The sequence below is a fragment of the Cognatilysobacter terrigena genome (assembly GCF_004361065.1).
GTDB classification, from domain to species: domain Bacteria; phylum Pseudomonadota; class Gammaproteobacteria; order Xanthomonadales; family Xanthomonadaceae; genus Cognatilysobacter; species Cognatilysobacter terrigena.
In genome coordinates this window covers 25,362-44,296 of sequence record NZ_SELT01000019.1, presented here as the reverse complement: position 1 = coordinate 44,296, position 18,935 = coordinate 25,362, and the positions used below count along the sequence as shown (strand labels likewise).

Genomic DNA, 18,935 nt, shown 5'->3' with positions numbered 1-18,935 from the left:
GACTGCGACCCGCCAAGCATGACCCGACGTCCGGCCGCGGCTCGGCCAGGCTATGTAGTTCGAGAGCCGTTCACGGGCCGAAGGCCGCGTCGGGCGTTCGCCCGTGCGGCAAGGCCCGACGACACCGTGATCTTTTGGAATCCGCCACCCGACCGAAAGCGGACGCCGCAACGAGAACGCGCAATCCGCGCGTCAGAGCATTCCGGTCTCGAGGCGCGCCGCTTCGGACATCATCGAGCGGTTCCACGGCGGGTCGAACACGAGGTCGACATCCGCTTCGGCGACGGTCGGGATCAGCTCGATCTTGTCGCGCACGTCGGCGACCAGCACGTCGCCCATGCCACAGCCCGGCGCGGTCAGCGTCATCTCGACGCGGACCAGGCGCGCGCCCGGCTTTTCCTCGTGCGCGAGCACGTCGACGCTGTAGACCAGCCCGAGATCGACCACGTTGATCGGGATCTCCGGGTCGAAGCAGGTCCGCAGCTGCTGCCAGACCAGCTTCTCGACCGCCGCGTCGTCCGCACCCTCCTGCAGCTCCAGCGGTGCCGGCGGCTCTTTGCCGATCGCATCGGCGTCGCGGCCGGCGATGCGGAACAAGTTGCCTTCGACGAACACCGTGAAGCTGCCGCCCAGCGCCTGCGTGATGTAGCCGACGCTGCCAGCAGGCAGCGTCACCGCCTCGCCCTGGGGGACGAGCACGGCCGCGCAGTCGCGCTCAAAGCGGACGGGTTCACTGGATCGGGAATACATCGGACGGAGCACCTCTCAACTCCGACCATTTTAGTCCAGTTTCCCGGCCCTTCCCTGTCCGCCGGCTATCCTGTGCAGCCGCTACAGCGTTCCGTTCCGATGCCTTCGACCCGTTCCGCCTGGCTCGCCGGGTTCCTGCTGCCGCTGGTGATTTTCGGCTTCGCCGCGCTGTGGACGCTGGCGGCGCTCTATTCGGAGCGGCAGTGCAGCTTCATGGCGATCGTCGGGGCGGTCGACGTGCTCTGGGTGCTTGGACTCGCCCCGTCCCTGCGTCCCGGCCTGCGCGCGGTCGTCGCGCTGGCATCGACGACCGTGCTCGTCGCCCTCGCGAACTGGTCGATCATCGCGATCAACGTCGGCGTGCCGCTGGGCAGCGGCACGATCGAAGCGCTCGGCAAGCTCGGCCCGCACCACGCATGGACGCTGGCGGGCCTCGCGAACGACTGGCGCGACGCGGTCTGGGTCGTGCTGGCGCTCGCCGTCGCCGGCGGCTGGCCGCTGGTCAGTGCCCGCCGCCGTCCAGCCCCTTCAGCTCACTGACGAGCGCCGCCGCCATCTCCGCGCCGTCGCCGAACAGCATCCGCGTGTTGTCGGCATAGAAGAGTGCGTTCTCGATGCCGGCGAAGCCGGTGCCGCGGCCTCGCTTGATCACCACCACGTTCTTCGCGTCGACGACGTCGAGGATCGGCATGCCGTAGATCGGGCTCGCCGGATCCGTCTTCGCCACCGGATTCACCACGTCGTTCGCACCGATGACGAGCGCGACGTCGGTGTTCTTGAACTCCGGGTTGATGTCGTCCATGTCCGCGATGAGGTCGTACGGCACGCCGGCTTCCGCTAGCAGCACGTTCATGTGGCCCGGCATGCGGCCCGCGACGGGATGGATCGCGAACTTCACCTTGACGCCGCGATCCATGAGCTTCTGCGTCAACTCCCAGATCTTGTGCTGCGCCTGCGCGACGGCCATGCCGTAGCCCGGCACGATCACCACGCGTTCGGCATAGCCCATCAACGCGGCGACGTCGCCGGCTTCGATCGGCTTCTGGCTGCCGGTGATTTCCTTCGCTTCGCCACCGCCACCGAACGAACCGAACAGCACGCCGCTGATCGGGCGATTCATCGCCTTCGCCATCAGGCGCGTGAGCAGCATGCCGGCCGCACCCACCCTGGTGCCGGCGATGATCAGCGCCTCGTTGTGCAGCACGTAGCCTTCGAACGCGACGGCGAGGCCGGTAAAGGCGTTGTAGAGCGAGATGACGACGGGCATGTCCGCGCCGCCGATCGGCAACGTCATCAGCACGCCGACGGCGAGCGCGGCGACGAAGAAGCCAAGCACGATCATGCGCACGTCGTTCGGCGTCGAGGTCGGCGCGATCGCGATCATCCACACGGCCGCAGCGCCGAGTGCGAGCGCCGCGAGGAACACGATCGCGTTGAAGGCCTGCTGCCCCGGGAACGTGTAGCGCTTGTCCATGCGCCCGTCGAGCTTGGCCCAGGCGATGATCGAACCCGAGAGCGACACCGCGCCGATCAGCGCGCCGATGACGGCGAGCACGAGCGACGTCGTCGACGTATCGCGCGGGCCGCCCGACAGCCTCAACAGTTCGACTGCGCCGATCGCCGCGGCCGAACCACCGCCCATGCCGTTGTAGAGCGCCACCATCTGCGGCATGTCGGTGATCGCCACCTTCTTGCCCGACACCCAGGCGGCCACCGTGCCGATGACCAGCGCCAGCACGATCAGCGGCAGGTTGTGCAGGCCCGGCAGCAGGAACGTGGCCGCCGTCGCGATGAGCATGCCGGCGCCCGCCCAGCGGATGCCGCTGCGCGCGGTCACCGGCGAGGCCATGCGTTGCAGGCCGAGCAGGAACAGCGTGGCGGCGACGAAATAGCTGGCGGCGGCGAGCAGCGTGCGCGGATCCATGGCCGCGCTCATGCGCGCGCTCCCGGCTTCTTCGACGCCTTGAACATCTCGAGCATCCGCTCGGTGACCACGTAGCCGCCGGCCGCATTGGCCGCGCCGAGCAGCACGGCGAGGAAACCGATCGCCTTCTCGAGCGTCGTATCGGCCTCGCCCAGCACCACGATCGCGCCAATCAGCACGATGCCGTGGATGAAGTTCGACCCCGACATCAGCGGGGTATGAAGGATCACCGGCACCCGCGAGATGATCACGTGGCCCGCGATCGCCGCGAGCATGAAGATGTACAGCGCCACGAAGCCGTCCGTCATGCGCCCCTCCCCGAGTTGGGGTCCATCATAACGACGGCTGAATTCTTCCGGGCAACGGTCAACCGGGGCCGGGGCCAGGCGTTTCCGGATGTGCTGTGCAGCATCATTCCGGGACGCCGGGCCACGACACGACAAGGAAAGATCACGCCATGAACAAGATCGTCGCTTACGCCCTGCCCGCGCTTCTGCTCGCCGTGCTACCGGCCGCCCACGCCCAAGACCGCGGCGACCGCGTCGAACAGCGCCTCGACCGCAAGGGTGACCGCATCGAGAACCGCCTGGACCAGCGCGGTGACCGCATCGACCACCGCCTCGACGCCAGGGGCGACCGCATCGAGAACCGTTTCGACGCCCGCGCCGACAAGGCCGAGGCCGCCGGTCACGAGCAGCGCGCCGCGCGTCTGGAACGCGAAGGTGACCGCGCCGACCAGCGCTTCGACCGCAAGGGTGACCGCATCGAGCACCGTCTGGACGCCCGCGGCAACCGCGTGGATGCGCGACTGGATCGCAAGGGCGAACGCTTCGATCGACGCTGGGATCGTCGCCACGGATGACGCTGGCGATGGCGCAGGCCGTGGAGGCCCCGAGCGGTGACGCGACGCCGCAGACGCTCGATGCATTCCTCGCATCGATCTCTGCCCGCGCGTTCCGCTTCGCCGAACTCGGCCTGCGCCATCGCGACGACGCGCTGGATGCGGTGCAGGACGCGATGGTGAAGATGCTCGCCTACGCGCACCGGCCCGCCGCGGAATGGACGCCGCTGTTCTGGAGCGTGCTGCGCAGCCGGATCATCGATGTGCAGCGCCGCCGCACGTTCCGCCTGACGTGGCTCGCGCCAGCGCCGGCGGACGACGAAGGACCGATCGACTGGGCGGATCCGGGACCGGATCCGTCGCGGGCGAACGATTCGCGCGAGGCGTATGCGCGTCTCGCCGAAGCCCTGCAGAAGCTCCCCGCGCGCCAGCGCGAGGCGTTCACCCTGCGGGTGCTGGAAGAACTGGACGTCGAAACGACGGCGCGGGTGATGGGCTGCAGCGAAGGCTCGGTCAAGACACACCTGTCCCGCGCGCGAGACGCCCTGCAAAAGCAACTGGAGGATTTCCGATGAGCATGCACGACGACGGATTCGACGCGCGCGCGCGAAGCGTCCACGGCGCGTCGCTCGACCACCTGTCCGCGCGCGTCAACGCGCAACTCGCGCAGCGGCGACGCGCGGCACTAAAGGGCGATGCGCCGCGCGCGTCGCGCGGATTGCTGCCGTGGGCGGGTGTCGCGACGGCGGGTCTCGCGCTCGCACTGGTGGTGCAGCTGCGTCCGCCGGGCGCGGGCCCGCAGCGGACGGGTCATGAGGTGGCGTCGACGACGTCCGCCACGCCGTCGACGCCGCGCGGCGTGCCGGCGACGCAGCCGCGCCTCGCCGCGCTGACGCCGCGGCCGGCCTCGCGCTTGCCGGTCGCCAACGATGCCGACGCGGTCGCACCCGACCTCTCGGAAGACCCCGACTTCTACCTGTGGCTGGGCGACGAACGCCCGGCACAACCGGAGTAAGCCATGAAGCGTTTCGTTCTTTCCGCGCTCGCCGCATTCGCGCTCGCTGTCGCGCTGCCTTCGCAGGCGCAGACCGCGCCGGCGTCGCTGCCCGATTGGGACCACCTCACGCCTGCGCAGCGCGAGATGCTGATCGCACCGATCCGCGACCGCTGGAATTCCAGCCCGCAGACCCGCGAGCGCATGTTCAACCACGCGCAACGCTGGAAGACGATGACACCGGAGCAGCGTGCGCAGGCGCGTCGCGGCGTCGCTAAGTTCCAGGACATGTCGCCGGAAGAACGCGAGCAGGCGCGCGCCGCGTTCGAGCGTTTCCGCCAGATGTCGCCCCAGGACAAGAAGGCGATGCGCGAGAAGCTGCGCACGATGACGCCGGAACAGCGCAAGGCGTGGCTGAAGTCACAGGCGCAGCCGGCGCAACGTTGAGACGAAATGTGCGGTGAGACGCCGCTCACCGTCGACCAATCACGGGCGCTGACGAACCTTCGTCCAGCGCCCGTCTTCTACGTCGATTGCGGATTGCGTGCGTTGGCTGTGCCATGACGCGCCGCGGTCGCGCAAAGCGAATTCAAGAGATCTCGCATTCAGACGCACCCACCTGTCAGTCGCAGTGCGCAGCTTCGAAAGACCCAGCGATCCGACACGGCAACGCAGGCGCGGTGCTGCGAACGAACGTCAAATCAATGTCAGGTCGCTGGAACGACCCTCAGGCGGCAGCTGTCGTCGCTTCCACCGCACGCTCCGGCCACACCGTCTTCGCGAGCAGTTCGTCGCTCCAGTCGAAGTTGAGCGCACCGCCGTCGATGAACAGGCTGACGAAGTTCAGCACGTTGCGCGCGTACATCTCGCTCGCGTGCACCGCACCCATGCTGGCGAGGCCGAGCGGGCCGGCGACGGTCACGCCGTTCGCATCGATGGTTTCACCTGGCACCGTCGCCTCGCAGTTGCCACCGCTCTCCGCGGCGAGGTCGACGATCACGCTGCCCGGCTTCATGCCCGCGACCATCGTCGAGGTCACGATCTTCGGCGCGGGACGCCCCGGCACCGCAGCGGTGCAGACGACGACGTCGACGGAACCCAGGTGCGCGCCGAGTCGCTTCTGTTGCTCCGCACGTTCCTCGTCGGTGAGCGCGCGCGCGTAGCCACCCTCACCCGCTGCGCTGACGCCGAGATCGAGGAACTTGCCGCCGAGCGATTCGATCTGCTCGCGCGTTTCGGGGCGGACGTCGAAACCTTCGACCTGCGCACCGAGGCGCTTCGCCGTCGCGATCGCCTGCAGGCCGGCGACGCCGGCGCCGATCACGAGCACCTTCGCCGGCCGGATCGTGCCCGCCGCGGTCGTCAGCATCGGGAAGAAGCGCGGCGCGAGCGTCGCCGCGATCAGCACGGCCTTGTAGCCCGCCATGCCGGCTTGCGAACTCAGGACGTCCATCGCCTGCGCGCGGGTGGTGCGCGGCAGGCGCTCGAGCGGAAACGCGTGCAGGTTGCGATCGCGGATCACCGCCTGTCGTGATTCGGTGGCCTGCGGCGCGAGCAGGCCGACCACCGTCGCGCCCGGTTTCAGCGCGGCGAGGACGTCGTCGGCGGGCGCCTGCACGGCGAGCAGCACGTCGGAGTCGCGGACGATGGAGGCCGCATCGGCCGTGGCCGCACCAGCCTGGACGTAAGCATCGTCGACGAACCCCGCGCTCGCGCCGGCGCCCGACTCGATGCGCACCTGCGCGCCGCGCGCGACGAGTTTGCGCACCGTCTCGGGCGTCGCGGCCACGCGGCGCTCGCCGGGTGCGCGTTCGCGCAGGATGCCTACCGTCACTGCCGTCATGCGCATGCTCCGTCGGGGCGTCGACGCATCCTAACGACGAATCGTGGCGGGCGGCAGTTCACGCAAACGAAAAGGGCGGCCGAAGCCGCCCTGTCGTCACCACCCCGGTTCGATCAGTTCGCGCCGACCGCGCGAAGCTGCTGTTGCAGCTGTTCCATCGCGGCTTCGAACGGCGACTGGCCGGTGGCGATCGCGAGGCGGCCTTCTGCGCCCAGCACCGCCAGTTCCTCGACGCTCGCCGCCAGCACGCGCATGCCGCGACGGTTCACGAGCAGCAGGCGCGAGGTCAGCGGGCTGACCCAGGCGACCTTGGCCGAGATCGGTTCGCCCTGCGCGTCGGACAGACGCACCCACGAACCGACTTCCAGCTTGCGCACCTTCGCGACCCACTGCGGATCGACGCGCATGGTGTCGGTGCCGCCGGCCAGCCACAGGCGCGTTTCCTGCTCGGGCTCGTCGCGCACCGGGGCCGGCATCGGACGCACCCGGCGCGCCGCATCCGGGTCGGCGAGACCGCGCACGATGCCCGCGAGGCCATGGCTCGCGGCCGTGGCGTCGAGGCCGGAGGACGCAAGGCATTCGGTCAGCGGCTCTTCAAGTTCGAGCAGCTGGCGCACCAGCGCATCGCCATCGGCGCGCGAAGCGAGCACGTCGGCATGCGCGAGCGCGTCGCCCATCGCGATCGCCTCGCGGAAGCGCACGCTGTCCTCGCCGTCGCGCAACAGCGTCTGCACGAGGTGGTGGCGCCACGGAGTGACCAGGAAATCGCCGACCGCCTGCGTGAGCGGCGTCTGCGCCAGGCGACGCTGCAGCACGGTGTCGGCGCGCATGCGGGCCTGGCCGAGACGCTCGCGACCGTAGCTGGCCTTCGCGGCGCGCTGCTCCTGCAGCTCGACGCGACGACGCTGCTGCGACAGCAGGTCTTCGAGCTCGGCATATGCCATCTCGAACACGGACAGGTCTTCGTTGAACTCGGCGACGATGCGCTGCGAGACGGCCGATGCGCGCTCCAGCAGCTCACGCTCCTGCGGCGTCGAGCCGGTGTTGTCCTCGCAGGCTTCGGTCAACGCATCGAGCAGGCGACGCGCCGGATGCTGGCGCTCGACGAACATCGAGTCGTCGTTGATCGCGACCTTGAGATACGGCAGCACCAGTCGCGCATACACGCGGCGCGCGCGGTCCTGCAGCGCATGGGTGCGGAACAGCGACTCGAACAGCAGCGCGACCATGTCGACGGCGTCTTCGTCGTCGGCGGACAGCGCGGTGTACTCCGGATGCAGGCCCATGCGACGCGCGCCCTCGGCGAGGTAGCCGCGGATCGCATCGGACAGCTTGCCGGTGGTGCCGAGTGCGCGCGCGAAGATGTCCGGCGGCTCGGCCTGCAGCACCGAAGCGATGCTGCTGATTTCGCGGGGCTGGAATTCGCGCAGCGCAGGCGCGCTGCCGTAACCGCCACCGCCAGCGCCCATACCCGCGCCGCCGCTCGCGGCCGGCGAAAAGCCCGGCACGCCGAACGAAAGACCGACCGGCGCCTGTGCCAGCGTGCGCACGCCGCCGTGCTGACGCTCCATGCGCCAGATGCGCAGTTGCTCACGCAGCGGCTCGAGTTCGGTGGCATGACGATGACCGCCCATGCCGTCGCCGAGCGAACGCGCGAGCGGCGCCTGCGGATACGACTGCGGTTGCGGCGCGTACTGCGGGGCCTGTGCGGGAGCACCGTAGTACGGCGCAGGCGCCTGCGGGGCGCGCGCGACTTCCGGTTCGGGCTCCGGGAGCGCCGGGGTGGGCGTCGCTTCGACCTCGTCCCGGTCGTACTTCGCGATCGCCGACGGCGACCACGCAGAGATGCCGTAGCCCGCGCGGGTCAGCACCGCACCGAGATTCGGATACAGCGCATCGAGCAGCGGCACGAGCTGCTGCTGGAACTGACGGAACAGCACGCGGCCGAGCGGTTCGGACACACCCGCGTTGCCGATCGCGCTGATCAGCGTCGAGCAGAGCTTGCCGGGCGAGATGGGATTCGGGCCGGCCGGGACACGCATGGCGAGCGCGAGCTCTTCCATCTGCGTGCGCAGGGACAGAAGCTGCTGCTGATAGCGCTTGTCGAGGATCTCGGTGAGCGCCTGCGCCTGCAGGTGCAGGTCGATCACCTCTTCCTCTATCAGCCCCAGCGTGATGCCGGACCGGATGAAGGGATTGCGGAACTCGTCGAACGCCTGCGCGATCTGCTGGCGGAAATTCATCGTGTCCGACGCGCTGCGCGTGCGCAGCACGTTGAGCCCCGCGAGCTCGTGGTAGGCGTCGGGGCCGGCCTCGGCGAGTTCCTTCTCTGCGGTGACGTAAAGCGCGGTCGGAAAGGTTCCGAGACGCTCGACGCTCAGCCGCTTCAACGCTTCGAGCACGCGCGCCGGATCATGGCGCGTGTCGATTCCTTGATCGAAAAACGGGCTGGTCACGGGACTTACTCCAGCGGATGTCGCAACTGACACGGGTTCGACTGCAACTGCAGGATAGTGGCAATCTGCGTCACTTCCTGACTCGATATATCGATCTGTGCGCCATGTCCCAAGCGACTGAAACCATGCCGACGGGCGGTGATTCCGAGGCGCTGAGCGTGCTCGACGCGCGACGGTCCGTACCCGCGATGCAGTTATGTGACCCCGGTCCCGATCACGCGCAGGTGATGCGCATGCTGAGGTCGGCAGTGCGTGTCCCCGATCACGGAAAGCGGGTGCCGTGGCGCTTCGTCCGCATCGAGGGCGCGGCGCGCGAGGCGCTCGGCGAGCGCCTGGCGACACGCAGTCGCGAGCGCGATCCGCAGGCCAGCGACGCGGTGATCGAGAAGGATCGCCAGCGCTTCCTCCACGCCCCGGTGATCGTCACGGTCGTGGTCGACCAGGGCGACGATCCGAAGATTCCGGCCAGTGAGCGCCTGCTCAGCGGAGGCTCCGTATGCTTTGCGCTCCTCCAGGCCGCGCAGGCATTCGGGTTCGGAGCGGTCTGGCTGACGGGCTGGGCCGCGTACGATCCGGTCATCCGTCGCGTGCTCGGCGTCGCCGACCATGAAGTCGTTGCCGGCTTCATCCACATCGGATCGGTCCGCCAGCACGCGCCCGAGCGCGACCGCCCCGACCCCGCGCTTCTGCTTACCGACTGGACGCCCTGATGACCGACGCGTCGACGACGCCCCGCACGCTGCACCTCGTCGATGCGAGCGTCTACGTGTTCCGCGCCTGGCATTCGATGCCGAACGAGTTCACCGACGCGGAGGGCTGGCCGACCAACGCGGTCCACGGTTTCGCCCGCTTCCTGCTGGAGCTGCTCGAGCGGGCCCGGCCGGAGCACGTCGTCGTCGCGTTCGACGAGGCGCTCGACAGCTGTTTCCGCAATCGCGCATATCCCGCGTACAAGGCGAACCGCGACCCCGCGCCCGACGAGCTCAAGCGCCAGTTCGCGGCGTGCAAGGAGCTGTGCGTCGCGATGGGCCTCACCATCCTCGCCCACACCGATTACGAAGCGGACGACCTCATCGGCAGCGCGCTGCATGCGGCGCGTGCGCACGGCTTCCGCGGGGTGATCGTGTCGGCAGACAAGGACCTGTCGCAGCTGCTCGGCGATCACGATGAACAGTGGGACTTCGCGCGCGGCCAGCGCTGGGGCGCGGCGGGCGTGCCGGCGCGACACGGCGTACGCGCGGACCAGATCGCGGACTACCTCGCGCTCACCGGCGACGCCATCGACAACATTCCTGGCGTGCCCGGCATCGGCGCGAAATCGGCGGCGACGCTGCTGTCGCACTTCGGCACGCTCGACGAACTGCTGCGGCGCGTCGACGAAGTGCCGTATCTGTCGTCGCTGCGCGGTGCGGCGCGTTGCGCTCAGCAATTGCGTACGCATCGCGAGCAGGCGCTTCTGTGCCGCCACCTGACGACGATCGCGCTCGATGCGCCCTGCGAAGGCGCCGACGCGCAGTTCCGTCGTGGCGAGCCGCAGCGCGAGATGCTGCTGGATCTCTGCGACCGCCTGCGCTTCGGCCCCCTCACGCGCCGTCGCATCCACGCCGCGTGCGGCATCGACTTCATTCCCACCGCATCGGCAACCGCCTAGCATCGTCGGCACGATTCCTCGCTTGCCGACCATGACGCCCGATCACGACGCCCCGCTCGAAACGCTGTACGAAGGCCGCTGGCTGCGGCTGGTCAAGCGCGGGCGCTGGGACTATGCCGAGCGCGTGCACGGCCACGGCATGGCGGTGATCATCGTGGCCGCGACGCCCGACGACGAGGTGCTGTTTGTGGAGCAGTACCGCGTGCCGCTGGGCAAGTCGACGATCGAAATGCCGGCCGGCCTCGTCGGTGATGTCGACGATGACGACACGCTGCTCGGCGCCGCGCGTCGCGAGCTCATCGAGGAAACGGGCTGGGACGCGGCGCATCTCGAAGTGCTGCTCGTCGGACCGACCACGGCCGGCATGAGCAGCGAGCGCATCGCGTTCGTGCGCGCGCGCGACCTGACCCGCGTCGGCGAAGGCGGCGGCGTGGGCGACGAAGGCATCGTCGTGCACCAGATTCCGCGTCGCGACGCACCGGCCTGGCTCATGCGCAAGCACGCCGAAGGCTTTGAAGTCGACCTCAAGCTCTGGGGCGGCCTGTGGATGCTCGAACGCGAACCCGATGGCACGCCGCTCGCGCCTTCGCGGGCCGCTGACGACACCGCCGCCTAGAATCGCCGCGCCTCACACGGAAGCGACCATGCACATCCTCGTCTGCGGCGGCGCCGGTTACGTCGGCTCGCACGCCTGCCTCGCGCTCTCGCGCGCCGGCTTCGATGTCACCGTCCTCGACAACATGCTGACCGGCCATCGCGACGCGGTGCGCTGGGGCCGGCTCGTCGACGCCGATATCCTGAAACCCGAAACGCTCGACGCCGCGTTCGATCGCAAAGTCGACGCGGTCATGCACTTCTGCGCGCGCTCGCTGGTCGGCGAGTCGGTCACCGATCCGTACGCGTACTACCAGAACAACGTGACCGGCACGGTCAACATGCTGGAGGCGATGAAGCGCCACGGCGTCGACCGGCTCGTGTTCTCGTCGACCGCCGCGGTGTTCGGAAATCCCGTTACCGACGTCATCGACGAGACGCATCCGACGAACCCGATCAATCCGTACGGCGCGTCGAAGCTGATGGTCGAACGCATCCTTGCCGACGCCGCCAATGCGTACGGCCTGCGCTCCGTCGCGCTGCGCTACTTCAATGCCGCGGGCGCGGCGGCGGACGAAGGCATCGGCGAATCGCACGAGCCCGAAACGCACCTGATCCCCAATGCGCTGAAGGCGGCGAACGGCGAAGGCGCGGGCCTCAAGGTGTTCGGCAACGACTACCCGACGCCCGACGGCACCTGCGTGCGCGACTACGTGCACGTGCTCGATCTCGCCGACGCGCACCTGCGCGCGCTCGACTGGATGGACCGCGAACCGGGCGCGCACCGCTTCAATCTCGGCAACGGCAACGGAGTTTCCGTGCTGGAAGTGATCGAAGCCGCGCGCAAGGTGTCGGGGCGCGACATCCCCTACGAGATCGGCGCGCGTCGCGCAGGTGATCCGCCGGTGTTGGTGGCGTCGAGTGCGCAGGCGCGCGAGAAGCTGGGGTGGACGCCGAAGTTCGATCGCATCGAGCCGATCATCGAAACGGCGTGGGCCTGGCATAAATCGCCGGCCTACTGAAACGACAAAGGCGAGCCGCGGCTCGCCCTTTTTTGGTCCGCGTTGGACGCAGCGTCAACCGGCGAACTTGTCCGTCGCGGTCACCAGCGCATCGATGTTCTCCGCTTCGAACGCGGAATGCCCGGACGCCGGCGTGATCACCAGCTCCGCCCGCGGCCAGACCTGGTGCAGGTCCCACGCGTTCTGCACCGGGCAGACCACGTCATAACGGCCGTGCACGATGACGCCGGGAATGTGCGCGATGCGCGGGGCGTCGCGCAGCAGCTGGTCGTCTGCATCGAAGAAGCCGCTGTGCACGAAGTAGTGATTCTCGATGCGCGCGAACGCGAGCGCGAATTCCGCTTCGTCATGCGACGCTGCGAAATCCGGGTCGATGTGCAGGAACGAGGTCGCGCCTTCCCACCCGCTCCACGCGCGCGCGGCGGCGAGGCGCGTCGCCGGGTCGTCACTGGTGAGGCGACGATGGAACGCGCTGATGAGATCGTGGCGTTCGACCGGCGGAATCGCGGCGACGTAGTGCTGCCACGCTTCCGGGAACAGGCGCGACGCGCCTTCCTGGTAGAACCATTCGAGCTCCCAGCGGCGCAGCATGAAGATGCCGCGCAGCACGAGTTCGGTCGCGCGGTGCGGATGCGTCTGCGCATAGGCGAGTGCGAGCGTGGAACCCCACGAGCCGCCGAACACCTGCAATTTCTCAATGCCGAGATGCTCGCGCAGCGTTTCGATGTCGGCGACGAGATGCCACGTGGTGTTGTCGACGAGATCCGCGTGCGGCCTCGAACGCCCGGCGCCGCGCTGGTCGAACAGCACGATCCGGTACTTCGACGGATCGTGGAACTGGCGCATCTTCGGGCTGCAGCCGCCACCCGGGCCGCCGTGCAGGATGACGACGGGCTTGCCCTGCGGATTGCCGCACTGCTCGTAGTAGAGCGTGTGGCGATCGTCGACCTGGAGCATGCCGCTGTCGAACGGCTCGATCTCGGGATAGAGGCTGCGCATCGTGGGTTGATCTCGGGGTAAGTCGGCAGTCTAGGTGTCGCCCGCGAACTGCCGCATGTGCCGTCCGGGCTACGGTGCGCGGCCCAGCGTGACGCGATCGCGATGTTCGAGGTCCTGCGCGGTCGATACGTCGACGAGGCCCGCGTCGCTGAAGAGTCGACGCACCGCCTCGCCCTGGTCGTAGCCGTGTTCGACGAGCAGCCACCCGCCGTCGACGAGGTGCGCGCGCGCCCCCGCGGCGATGACGCGGATCGCATCGAGTCCGTCCGCGCCCGACGCCAGCGCCGACGCGGGCTCGTGCCGCAGGTCGCCCTGAACGAGGTGCGGATCGCCGTCGGCGATGTACGGCGGGTTGCTGACGATCACGTCGAGCCGTTCGCCCGCGAGCGGCGCATACCAGTCGCCACGGCGGAACTCGACGCGCGGCAGACCGAGGCGCTTGGCGTTTCGACGCGCGACGTCGAGCGCCTCGGCGCTGGCGTCGGTCGCGATCACGCGCGCACCCGGACGTTCGCTGGCGAGTGCGAGCGCAATGGCGCCCGTGCCCGTGCCGAGGTCGGCGACATGCGCGTCGCCGGCTGGAATGCGCTTCATTGCCAGTTCGACCAGGCGTTCGGTTTCCGGACGCGGAATCAACGTCGCCGGGGTGACGTCGAGATCGAGCGTCCAGAACCCGCGACGGCCGAGCAGGTAGGCGACCGGCTCACCGGCGACGCGGCGGTCGATCAGGCGCAGCGCGCCTTCGAGCGTGGCGGCATCGAGCGTGTCGTCGCCGTGCGCGAAGAGCCACGACGGCGAATGACCAAGCGCGTGCGCGAGCAGCAGCTCCGCCTCGCCGGGCGGCAGGCGGGTGCGGGCATCGCGCAGCAGCGCATCGATCCGCATGGCTCGGCTCCGGGGAACGGGCGATTAGGGTACGTCGGCGACCGCGTCGTTCGTTGCAGTGCGGTCGAGGCTGCCCGAGCCGGCGGCAATCGCCACCACGCGGTTGCGGCCTTCGTCCTTGGCGCGATAGAGCGCAACGTCCGCGCGGCGCATCGCGCTCTCCCAGTCTTCGCGGCCGCGCAGCAGTTCCGACACGCCGAAGCTCGCGGTCACCGATCGGCCGATCGCGGGGATGGGCGCCTCGCAGATGGCCGTGCGTAGGCGCTCGGCGACGGCCGTGGCGTCGGCGAGGGTCGTGCACGGCAGCAGCAACAGGAATTCCTCGCCGCCGAGCCGGAAGGCGGTATCGACGTCGCGCAGCGAGCAGGCGACGCGCAGCGCGGTGTCGCAGATGACGTCGTCGCCGGCGGCGTGACCGTAGGTGTCGTTGACCGTCTTGAAGGCGTCGATATCGACCATCACCAGCGCGAGCGGCGTGCCGAAGCGTTCGCTGCGCGCCTGTTCGCGCTGCGCGTATTCGAACAGCGAGCGGCGGTTGAACAGGCCGGTGAGCGGATCGGAATGCACGAGGCGCTGAAGTTCGAGCTCCTTCGAGCGGAACATGAGCAGCGCCAGGCCCATGGTCAGCACGGAGATGAAGACCAGGCCGAGCACGAAGACGAGCGTCTGGAACGGATCGCGTGCGAAGGGGCTGTCGGGCGTGGCAAACCACAGCGCATGGACGATGCGCATCACCAGCACGACGCTGTTGAACAGGAACGCCGCGGCGGCGAGGTTCTGGAAGCGCTCGTGTCGCGTCGTACCCGCGCGCCAGAGCGCGAGGCCCGCGCTGCCGTCCAGGACGAGATAGATGGAGCCGAGCACGATCACTCGCGTGGCGAGGTGCTGCCATGCCTCGGGGGCGACGTAACCGCCGGCGCCCGTCGCGATCGCGAGAAGGGCGAGTGGCGCGAAGAACGGGCGTCGACCGAGGAAGACGCGCACGCCGGCAAGCAGCGACACGTGCACCAGCGTCACCAGCGCGTTCGCCAGCGCCACCGATTCGCGACGCGGCAGGTCGAGGTGGAAGCCGTAGGTCAGGTGCGCCAGCAGGTGGGCGACGCCCGCCGCAAGGCCCGCGATGCCCCAGTACACCAGCGCCCCGCTGCGCATGCCGGCCAGGCGGATGCCCGCCATCGTGCCGGCCAGCAGGAGACCCGCCAGGCCGGTGACGAATGCGAGGGTCGCGGTATCGAGTTGGCCGATCAGGTCCATTGCGCGTCCGAAAGCTCAGGCATGGACTTGCAAGTTCCGTACCGCCGGTACGTTGCCGCACCTACCGACGCGGCGCTGGAGACCCGATCTGTGACCGGCCGCGCAAACGACGACGGGCGACCCGGAGGCCGCCCGTCGCAGGAACCGCGGGTGACTCGGTCAGCGCGCAGCGAAGTCCAGCGGCATGCCGGTGCGCGCCTTCTGCTGCGCGGCGCACAGGCGGATGCCTTCGACCGTCTGCTCCAGCTCGCGCGGGCCGCCCTCGACCTTCTCCATGCGCGGCGTGAACTTCGCCTGCAGGGCGTTGGCCTCGGCATCGCTGCACATGCCGGCCGCGTAGAGACGGACCAGCGACGCACCGGCCGGGGCGAGGCGCGCCTCGAGCTCGGCGAAGTGGGCGTCGGTCCAGTCGCGCAGCGCAGTGCGGCCTGCGGGGTTGTCGAGCTGGCCGCTCACCGCCGGGAAGATCTCGTTGCGGCGCAGCAGGCCCTTCTCGAACACCAGTGCACGCGAACGCTCGTCGAGCGCCGGGTTGTGCGTGGCGCTCATCGCAGTCAGCAGCTCGCTGCGCAGGATGGCGTCCTGGCTCGCGCGGAACTGCTTCTCGGCGGCATCGAACGCGGCGGTGCCGCCTTCCTGCAGCGCGACGACGAGCGCGGTGTCGCGAAGGTCCTTGGCCACGGCGTCGGCGTGCAGCTGGCCGTCGCTGTCGAGGCCCAGCACCTGGCGGCCGAGGCGGTTCATTTCCTTGCGCACGGCCGGATCCTTCAGATCGGTCGCGAAGAACTCGACAAGCGAGCTGCGCAGCAGCGCGTCGTCATCCGATTCGCCGGCCTTCGGCGCGAGGCCGAGCGAGTCGAGGCGCGGACGATAGATCGCCGCGACCTTCGAATGGAACGCGTCGCGCGCCTTCTCGTCCGACAGCAGGTGCTCGCTCATCCAACCCGTCGCGCCCATGCCGGCGGTGGCGGTCTGGCGCACGTTCGCGCTCGCGAAACGCGGAAGCGCCGCGAGCAGCTGCGACGGCGTGAGTGTGCCCGCGCCGTACGCGGCGACCGCGGAGTCGGCGACCATGCGCTGCTCGCGTTCGTCGAGCGACGCGAACGCGCCGTTGAGCGCGGTCTGCAACTTCGGCGACAGCGCGAAGCGGTAGTAGCCCGCACCGTAACCGTTCGGCATCACCCACTTCGGGCAGCTCGTCGCCTGGGCGAGTTCGACGCGCGACTGCGCGCCGGTCACCAGCGACTTCTGCTCGCGCACCGTCGTGCCGTCCGCATAGCGGATCGTCATCGGGATGCCCCACTCGCCGGTCGCGCTCGCGGTGGAACCGATCGGCAGGTAGCGCTGCTGCGTGATCGACAGCGCGGGCTTCGCACCCGAGCAGTCGAGATCGACCTTCACATACGGCACGCCCGGCTGGTCGATGAAGCCGAAGAATGCCTTCGACACCGCCGCCGGATCGTCGCTCTGCGCGGCGACGGCGTTGATGAGATCCGCGCTCGTCGCGTTGCCGCGCGCATGCGCCTTCAGGTAGTTGCGGATGCCGTCGCGGAACTTGTCCTCGCCGATGTAGCGCTCGAACATCGCGAGCGTCGCGCCGCCCTTCTGGTAGGTGATGCCGTCGAACGCGGACTCGATGTCGCGGTAGTCGCGGATCGGCTCGTGCACGCGACGCGTCGACGCGAGGCTGTCCGCGCCCATCGCGCCGATCGCGCCTTCGAGCAGGCCGCGGTCGGTATGCGCCTGCGGCTGCACCTGGCCGTGGATCTTGTTGCCCATCCACGTCGCGAATCCTTCGTTGAGCCAGATGTCGTCCCACCAGCGCGTGGTGACGAGATCGCCGAACCACTGGTGCGCGAGTTCGTGCGCGCTGGTGCCGTAGAACGACTGGCGACGGCCGACCGACGAGGTTTCGTCGGGGAACATCAGCGAGTCGCGATACACGATCAGGCCGGCGTTCTCCATCGCGCCCGCCCAGAAGTCCGGCGCGGCGAGGTTGTCGAGCTTGTCGAACGGATACGGGATGCCGAAATAGTTCTCGAGCGCGGTGACGATTTCCGGCGTATGCGCCAGCGTGTACGTCATCTTGCCGCCCTGCCCGTTCGCGGCGACGCCGCGCAGCTTGATCGGCGTCGTGCGCTCGCCGTTCGGCGCGATGTCGGGGCCCTGCACCACTTGCCACGGGCCGACTGCGAACGCGACGAGGTAGCTCGGCAGCGCCTGCGTGCGCTTGAACGTCACCTTCTTCCAGCCGCCCGCGAGGTTCTCGGTCTTCGTTTCCGGACCGTTTGCAACGGCCGTGTCGCCCTGCGGAACGATCAGCGTCATGTCCCAGGGCTGCTTGAAGCTCGGCTCGTCGAACGACGGAAACGCGGTGCGTGCACCGAGCGGTTCCATCTGCGTCATGACGTAGTCGCGGCCGTCGGGCTTGACCTTGTAGGCGCCCTGCAGCTCGCCGTACGGCGCATCGAACGCGAGGTCGATCGTTGCCTTGCCCGCGGGAATCGGCGTCTTCGACACCAGCTTCAGCACGCCCGACGGATCGACTTCGCTCACCGTCAGCGGGAACGCCTTCTTGCCGACGTGCGCCGTCGCGCTGGAGATCTTGAGGCCACGGCCGTGCATCCAGATCGTGTCGGTGGCTTCGGCGACGTCCGCATCGATGTGCGTCGTGCCGCTCATGCCGGTCTGCTTCGGATCGATCTTCAGCTCGAGCTGCACCAGCGTAGGCACGACGGTGCGCGGCAGCGGGCCGGTGGGGACGCTCGTGTCGGCCGCCTGTGCGGCGCCGCAGATGGCGAGCGCTAGGGCGAGTGCGAGGGCACGGCGGCGCGGTCGGTGCATCGGTGAAGCTCCCCGGGAGTGAACCACCGAGCGTAAGCGGCCACGGTGGACGGCCGCGTAGGTCGAAAGTCCCGGTCGGGAGGCGGCCGTCGCAAACGCTGCTCATCCGTTCATTGATGCTGCCTATCGACCGAATTGTATAGATCGATTTGATCTACCTTTCGTCGGCCGGTAGGATGCCCCTGTTCAGTCAACCCCTCCCCTCCAAGGAAACCGCATGTCCCTGATCAACAAGAAGGTGCCGGCGTTCACCGCCCAGGCGTTCCACGACGGCAAGTTCGTCGAAGTCTCCGACAAGAGCCTGCAGGGCAAGTGGTCGGTCATCGTGTTCATGCCGGCGGCCTTCACCTTCAACTGCCCCACCGAAGTCGAGGACGCGGCCGAGAACTACGCCGAGTTCCAGAAGAACAACGCCGAGGTCTACATCGTCACGACCGACACCCACTTCTCGCACAAGGTCTGGCACCAGATCTCGCCGGCCGTGGGCAAGGCGAAGTTCCCGCTGGTGGGCGACCCGACCCACGCGCTGACCAAGGCGTTCGACGTGCACATCGACGAGGAAGGCCTCGCCCTGCGCGGCACGTTCATCGTCAACCCGGAAGGCGTGATCAAGGCCTATGAAGTGCACGACAACGCGATCGCGCGCGACATGAAGGAAGCGCTGCGCAAGCTCAAGGCCGCCAAGTACGTCGCCGAGCATCCGGGCGAGGTCTGCCCGGCCAAGTGGAACGAAGGCGCCAAGACCATCGCGCCGTCGCTCGACCTCGTCGGCAAGATCTAAGTGATACCGGAGCGCCGCGCGCACGTCGCGCGGCGTTCTCCGGAGGTTGTCGACAGCGGCATCGCAGTGCGATCGCGATGATGCTGTCGACAGCATC

Annotated in this window: 19 protein-coding genes; 10 read left to right on the top strand and 9 right to left on the bottom strand. The window is 68.8% G+C overall.

What is annotated here, in order from left to right:
• Positions 1 to 192: 192 nt before the first annotated feature.
• Positions 193 to 750, bottom strand: coding sequence for a putative Fe-S cluster assembly protein SufT (gene sufT / locus EVS83_RS11440; RefSeq protein WP_133501177.1), 558 nt, complete (start codon positions 748 to 750; stop codon positions 193 to 195).
• A 99-nt stretch (positions 751 to 849) separates the two neighbouring features.
• Here sufT and EVS83_RS11435 point away from each other — a divergent pair, with 99 nt between their 5' ends.
• Positions 850 to 1,290 (top strand): hypothetical protein, encoded by a 441-nt coding sequence (locus tag EVS83_RS11435; RefSeq protein ID WP_133501176.1) that lies wholly within the window; start codon positions 850 to 852, stop codon positions 1,288 to 1,290.
• Here the strand turns inward: EVS83_RS11435 and EVS83_RS11430 are convergent.
• Complete coding sequence (locus EVS83_RS11430; protein WP_133501175.1) at positions 1,253 to 2,686, bottom strand: NAD(P)(+) transhydrogenase (Re/Si-specific) subunit beta; 1,434 nt, start codon at positions 2,684 to 2,686, stop codon at positions 1,253 to 1,255. The genes EVS83_RS11435 and EVS83_RS11430 overlap by 38 nt on opposite strands.
• Positions 2,683 to 2,982, bottom strand: coding sequence for an NAD(P) transhydrogenase subunit alpha part 2 (locus EVS83_RS11425; RefSeq protein ID WP_133501174.1), 300 nt, complete (start codon positions 2,980 to 2,982; stop codon positions 2,683 to 2,685). The genes EVS83_RS11430 and EVS83_RS11425 overlap by 4 nt, the downstream gene beginning before the upstream one ends.
• Before the next feature lie 149 nt (positions 2,983 to 3,131).
• Between EVS83_RS11425 and EVS83_RS11420 the strand changes: the two genes are divergently transcribed.
• Genes EVS83_RS11420 through EVS83_RS11405 form a run of 4 tightly spaced genes read left to right on the top strand, consistent with a single transcriptional unit; the run spans position 3,132 to position 4,956 of the window.
• Entirely contained in the window at positions 3,132 to 3,536 is a 405-nt protein-coding gene (locus tag EVS83_RS11420; RefSeq protein ID WP_133501173.1) for a hypothetical protein, read from the top strand.
• Complete coding sequence (locus tag EVS83_RS11415) at positions 3,533 to 4,090, top strand: RNA polymerase sigma factor (protein WP_133501172.1); 558 nt, start codon at positions 3,533 to 3,535, stop codon at positions 4,088 to 4,090. The genes EVS83_RS11420 and EVS83_RS11415 overlap by 4 nt, the downstream gene beginning before the upstream one ends.
• Complete coding sequence (locus tag EVS83_RS11410; RefSeq protein ID WP_133501171.1) at positions 4,087 to 4,530, top strand: hypothetical protein; 444 nt, start codon at positions 4,087 to 4,089, stop codon at positions 4,528 to 4,530. Before EVS83_RS11415 ends, EVS83_RS11410 begins: the two co-directional genes overlap by 4 nt.
• 3 nt (positions 4,531 to 4,533) lie before the next feature.
• Positions 4,534 to 4,956 carry a DUF3106 domain-containing protein gene (locus EVS83_RS11405; RefSeq protein WP_133501170.1) on the top strand — a complete coding sequence of 141 codons (423 nt, stop codon included), beginning with the start codon at positions 4,534 to 4,536 and terminating at the stop codon, positions 4,954 to 4,956.
• 280 nt (positions 4,957 to 5,236) lie between these two features.
• On the opposite strand, the gene EVS83_RS11400 is transcribed toward EVS83_RS11405, so the two are convergent.
• Both EVS83_RS11400 and EVS83_RS11395 read right to left on the bottom strand, forming a co-directional pair.
• Positions 5,237 to 6,352 carry an NAD(P) transhydrogenase subunit alpha gene (locus EVS83_RS11400; RefSeq protein ID WP_133501169.1) on the bottom strand — a complete coding sequence of 372 codons (1,116 nt, stop codon included), beginning with the start codon at positions 6,350 to 6,352 and terminating at the stop codon, positions 5,237 to 5,239.
• 113 nt (positions 6,353 to 6,465) lie between these two features.
• Complete coding sequence (locus EVS83_RS11395) at positions 6,466 to 8,808, bottom strand: DUF1631 family protein (protein ID WP_166636889.1); 2,343 nt, start codon at positions 8,806 to 8,808, stop codon at positions 6,466 to 6,468.
• Between the two features lie 104 nt (positions 8,809 to 8,912).
• On the opposite strand from EVS83_RS11395, the gene EVS83_RS11390 reads away from it, so the two are divergent.
• The 4 genes from EVS83_RS11390 to galE are packed head-to-tail and all read left to right on the top strand — an operon-like array spanning position 8,913 to position 12,075.
• Positions 8,913 to 9,518, top strand: coding sequence for a nitroreductase family protein (locus EVS83_RS11390; RefSeq protein WP_425456101.1), 606 nt, complete (start codon positions 8,913 to 8,915; stop codon positions 9,516 to 9,518).
• Positions 9,518 to 10,459 carry a 5'-3' exonuclease gene (locus EVS83_RS11385; protein WP_133501166.1) on the top strand — a complete coding sequence of 314 codons (942 nt, stop codon included), beginning with the start codon at positions 9,518 to 9,520 and terminating at the stop codon, positions 10,457 to 10,459. Before EVS83_RS11390 ends, EVS83_RS11385 begins: the two co-directional genes overlap by 1 nt.
• Positions 10,460 to 10,490: 31 nt before the next feature.
• Positions 10,491 to 11,075 (top strand): NUDIX hydrolase, encoded by a 585-nt coding sequence (locus EVS83_RS11380; protein ID WP_133501165.1) that lies wholly within the window; start codon positions 10,491 to 10,493, stop codon positions 11,073 to 11,075.
• A 28-nt stretch (positions 11,076 to 11,103) separates the two neighbouring features.
• On the top strand, positions 11,104 to 12,075 hold the full coding sequence (galE, locus tag EVS83_RS11375) for a UDP-glucose 4-epimerase GalE (protein WP_133501164.1): 972 nt from the start codon (positions 11,104 to 11,106) through the stop codon (positions 12,073 to 12,075).
• 54 nt (positions 12,076 to 12,129) lie between these two features.
• Here galE and pip read toward each other — a convergent pair whose 3' ends face one another.
• The 4 genes from pip to EVS83_RS11355 form a co-directional block, all read right to left on the bottom strand.
• A complete protein-coding gene (pip, locus tag EVS83_RS11370) occupies positions 12,130 to 13,074 on the bottom strand; it encodes a prolyl aminopeptidase (RefSeq protein WP_133501163.1) in 945 nt (314 codons plus the stop codon).
• A gap of 69 nt (positions 13,075 to 13,143) precedes the next feature.
• Complete coding sequence (prmC, locus tag EVS83_RS11365; protein WP_133501162.1) at positions 13,144 to 13,959, bottom strand: peptide chain release factor N(5)-glutamine methyltransferase; 816 nt, start codon at positions 13,957 to 13,959, stop codon at positions 13,144 to 13,146.
• 24 nt (positions 13,960 to 13,983) lie between these two features.
• Positions 13,984 to 15,213: a GGDEF domain-containing protein gene (locus EVS83_RS11360; protein WP_133501161.1), complete on the bottom strand. Its 1,230-nt coding sequence runs from the start codon at positions 15,211 to 15,213 to the stop codon at positions 13,984 to 13,986.
• A gap of 159 nt (positions 15,214 to 15,372) precedes the next feature.
• Positions 15,373 to 18,057: a M1 family metallopeptidase gene (locus tag EVS83_RS11355; RefSeq protein WP_133501160.1), complete on the bottom strand. Its 2,685-nt coding sequence runs from the start codon at positions 18,055 to 18,057 to the stop codon at positions 15,373 to 15,375.
• A 217-nt stretch (positions 18,058 to 18,274) separates the two neighbouring features.
• Here EVS83_RS11355 and ahpC point away from each other — a divergent pair, with 217 nt between their 5' ends.
• Positions 18,275 to 18,838: an alkyl hydroperoxide reductase subunit C gene (gene ahpC, locus EVS83_RS11350; protein ID WP_115647074.1), complete on the top strand. Its 564-nt coding sequence runs from the start codon at positions 18,275 to 18,277 to the stop codon at positions 18,836 to 18,838.
• Positions 18,839 to 18,935: the final 97 nt, after the last annotated feature.

Excerpts from the sequence above, each read along its gene's own strand:
- sufT (WP_133501177.1), bottom strand. The coding sequence starts at position 750 with ATGTATTCCCGATCCAGTGAACCCGTCCGCTTTGAGCGCGACTGCGCG.
- EVS83_RS11435 (WP_133501176.1), top strand. The coding sequence starts at position 850 with ATGCCTTCGACCCGTTCCGCCTGGCTCGCCGGGTTCCTGCTGCCGCTG.
- EVS83_RS11430 (WP_133501175.1), bottom strand. The coding sequence starts at position 2,686 with ATGAGCGCGGCCATGGATCCGCGCACGCTGCTCGCCGCCGCCAGCTAT.
- EVS83_RS11425 (WP_133501174.1), bottom strand. The coding sequence starts at position 2,982 with ATGACGGACGGCTTCGTGGCGCTGTACATCTTCATGCTCGCGGCGATC.
- EVS83_RS11420 (WP_133501173.1), top strand. The coding sequence starts at position 3,132 with ATGAACAAGATCGTCGCTTACGCCCTGCCCGCGCTTCTGCTCGCCGTG.
- EVS83_RS11415 (WP_133501172.1), top strand. The coding sequence starts at position 3,533 with ATGACGCTGGCGATGGCGCAGGCCGTGGAGGCCCCGAGCGGTGACGCG.
- EVS83_RS11410 (WP_133501171.1), top strand. The coding sequence starts at position 4,087 with ATGAGCATGCACGACGACGGATTCGACGCGCGCGCGCGAAGCGTCCAC.
- EVS83_RS11405 (WP_133501170.1), top strand. The coding sequence starts at position 4,534 with ATGAAGCGTTTCGTTCTTTCCGCGCTCGCCGCATTCGCGCTCGCTGTC.
- EVS83_RS11400 (WP_133501169.1), bottom strand. The coding sequence starts at position 6,352 with ATGACGGCAGTGACGGTAGGCATCCTGCGCGAACGCGCACCCGGCGAG.
- EVS83_RS11390 (WP_425456101.1), top strand. The coding sequence starts at position 8,913 with ATGTCCCAAGCGACTGAAACCATGCCGACGGGCGGTGATTCCGAGGCG.
- EVS83_RS11385 (WP_133501166.1), top strand. The coding sequence starts at position 9,518 with ATGACCGACGCGTCGACGACGCCCCGCACGCTGCACCTCGTCGATGCG.
- EVS83_RS11380 (WP_133501165.1), top strand. The coding sequence starts at position 10,491 with ATGACGCCCGATCACGACGCCCCGCTCGAAACGCTGTACGAAGGCCGC.
- galE (WP_133501164.1), top strand. The coding sequence starts at position 11,104 with ATGCACATCCTCGTCTGCGGCGGCGCCGGTTACGTCGGCTCGCACGCC.
- pip (WP_133501163.1), bottom strand. The coding sequence starts at position 13,074 with ATGCGCAGCCTCTATCCCGAGATCGAGCCGTTCGACAGCGGCATGCTC.
- prmC (WP_133501162.1), bottom strand. The coding sequence starts at position 13,959 with ATGCGGATCGATGCGCTGCTGCGCGATGCCCGCACCCGCCTGCCGCCC.
- EVS83_RS11360 (WP_133501161.1), bottom strand. The coding sequence starts at position 15,213 with ATGGACCTGATCGGCCAACTCGATACCGCGACCCTCGCATTCGTCACC.
- EVS83_RS11355 (WP_133501160.1), bottom strand. The coding sequence starts at position 18,057 with ATGCACCGACCGCGCCGCCGTGCCCTCGCACTCGCCCTAGCGCTCGCC.
- ahpC (WP_115647074.1), top strand. The coding sequence starts at position 18,275 with ATGTCCCTGATCAACAAGAAGGTGCCGGCGTTCACCGCCCAGGCGTTC.